1 protein-coding gene is annotated in these 911 nt (G+C 72.3%); it reads right to left on the minus strand.

Going from position 1 to position 911, the window contains the following annotated elements; genetic code table 11:
• On the minus strand, positions 1–911 hold a 911-nt coding region (locus ACFQEU_RS16770; protein WP_379783994.1), incomplete at both ends, for a molybdopterin-binding protein.

A 911-nucleotide genomic window follows, 5' to 3' on the forward strand; every position in this document is an offset into this window, starting at 1 on the left:
CGCCGTCACGGAGCCGACGGAGCCCCTCACGGGAGCCGACGGGGAGGTATCGGGGGCGTTCCAGTCGGTCGAGCAGGCGGTTGAGCGCGGGGTCGTCCTCGCCGACGCCGAGCAGCGTCGGCGGCCGGACGTCGGGCGAGAACAGCTGGACGGAGACGGACTCGCCCGCGTTGAGGTACTCCGTATCCGGGTCGACGGCGACCACGCCGTCGGCCTCGACGAGGCTGGTCGTCGCGCCGGACCCCTTGTCGACGGGGTAGACGAGCGGCCGGTCGCTGTCGCTCCCCTCGGCTTCCGTGCCGATGTCGAGCAGGCCGACGGGCATGTATCGGAGACGACCCTCGGCGTAGCGCTCGCCGGCCGCCATCCGACCCTCGACGGTGGCAGTCCGCGGCTCCGGCAGGCCGGCGGCCTCGCGGATCGCGGGGGTGACGAACGTGCGGAAGATGGTGAGCGCGGAAACCGGGTAGCCGGGAAGCCCGACGTACGCGGACTCGCCGCCGTCGCCGCGGTCGAGCCGGCCTATCAGCATCGGCTTTCCCGGTTTGACCGCGACGCCGTGGAGGAGGAGCTCGCCGCGTTCCTCGATCACGCGGTAGATCACGTCGACCGCGCTAGCGGACGTCGACCCCGACGAGAGGACGAGATCGCACTCGTCGGCCGCCTCACGCAGGATCCGCTCCATCTCGGCGTAATCGTCGCCCGCGTGCGGATACAACACCGGCTCGCCGCCCGCCTCGGCGACGCCCGCGGCGATCGTCGTCGAGTTGACGTCGTATATCTCCCCACGGTCGGGGTTGAGCTCCTCGCCGGGGCGAACGAGCTCGTCGCCCGTCGAGACGATCCCGACGGTCGGGCGGCCCCGGACCGGGACCTCGTCGCGCCCGAGCGCGGAGAGCAGCCCGATCTCG

The organism is Halorubrum tibetense (assembly GCF_042661865.1).
Lineage (GTDB): Archaea > Halobacteriota > Halobacteria > Halobacteriales > Haloferacaceae > Halorubrum > Halorubrum tibetense.